Genomic DNA, 1,180 nt, shown 5'->3' with positions numbered 1-1,180 from the left:
ATAGTATGACCAAAATTTATAAATTGAGTACAATAAATAGAAAGTAAACAATTAAAGTGTAGGATGCATAGTAATAAACTTTTATATCAAAAGCCCTGGAATTAACCAGGGCTCTTATTTTGACATATCCATCATATCCGGCATTTCCTGTTTCATGTATGATTTCTTCTCAGCATGTGGTATTGTGCTTCCCTTATGAACTTTGTTCTTTTCAAATTCTTCTTTTTCCTTAAATAAACATTTGAGTTTCATGCACATTACAGACGGATATATATTTCTATTAACCATCATATAATAGCAACGCATTGGTGGTATTTCTAATGGTGGATACATGTATTTATACATAAAACCTCCAGCAAAATTTTCTCACAATAGTATACTATTCAGAAAACTGTTATTTGGAATGTTTGTATTTGAATTTTTCTTGCTAGGCTTTATTTTTTATTCTCAAATATATTTAATATAAATAAAAGCTTAACACATTACAATAATTTTATAAGGAGTAGTTTGAGCTGGTATACTTCTTGTAGTAGGGCCATAAGTAACGATTAAATTACGCCTTCTAGGATTTTTAGTAAATGGTTGTCCGTTTTCAAGTAATGTTTGAGTATAGGGCGAGATATTTAATTTTAATGTGTTGTCAGAATTAATCAATTGGTTATTAAAATAATCTACTTCTATATTTCTGTATGGAATACTTTTAGCTACTACAATTGCTCTAAATTGTGGCGGAAAAATTAATGGCACAGGTGCATTTGCATCATAGAATCCAGTTATTATATCTCCTATTCGTATAATATCGTGATCTACAAAATAAGTAGATGGAGATATTACAAAATTCACTACACTCCCGTGTGAATCTTGTGTAGACATTAACTTATAACATCCTTCTTTTTCATCAGTTTCATCTATTAAAAAATCATTAATCGCGGTAACAATGCCATGAAAACTTAAAAATCTTTTCATAATATTCCTCTCTATTATTTGAACTAATATTTACTATAATTTATGTAAGCTTAATAATTTTAGTTACTAAGATAATGCTGCATATAGACTATGTTGAAATCCTTGCGTAGCTCCCTTATAAAATCATAATTTAGTGGGAAGGTACAGGGTAAAGAACATAAGTATAGTGAGTTGATTATTATGAATCATTAGGAAAAGAGTAGGACCTGCTGGG

Annotated in this window: 2 protein-coding genes; both read right to left on the bottom strand. The window is 29.3% G+C overall.

From position 1 onward, the window contains the following. Window positions 1-114: 114 nt before the first annotated feature. Entirely contained in the window at window positions 115-345 is a 231-nt protein-coding gene (locus tag ACJDU8_RS25470) for a hypothetical protein (RefSeq protein WP_406794989.1), read from the bottom strand. 129 nt (window positions 346-474) lie between these two features. Continuing rightward, window positions 475-966: a hypothetical protein gene (locus ACJDU8_RS25465; protein ID WP_406794988.1), complete on the bottom strand. Its 492-nt coding sequence runs from the start codon at window positions 964-966 to the stop codon at window positions 475-477. Between the last annotated feature and the right edge of the window lie 214 nt (window positions 967-1,180).

The organism is Candidatus Clostridium eludens (assembly GCF_045310515.1).
GTDB classification, from domain to species: Bacteria; Bacillota; Clostridia; order Clostridiales; family Clostridiaceae; genus Clostridium_B; species Clostridium_B eludens.
Note: the sequence above shows the minus strand (reverse complement) of the source record. Positions and strands in the feature narration are given on the sequence as shown.

Coding starts and splice junctions, on each gene's coding strand:
- ACJDU8_RS25470 (WP_406794989.1), bottom strand. CDS start 345: ATGTATAAATACATGTATCCACCATTAGAAATACCACCAATGCGTTGC.
- ACJDU8_RS25465 (WP_406794988.1), bottom strand. CDS start 966: ATGAAAAGATTTTTAAGTTTTCATGGCATTGTTACCGCGATTAATGAT.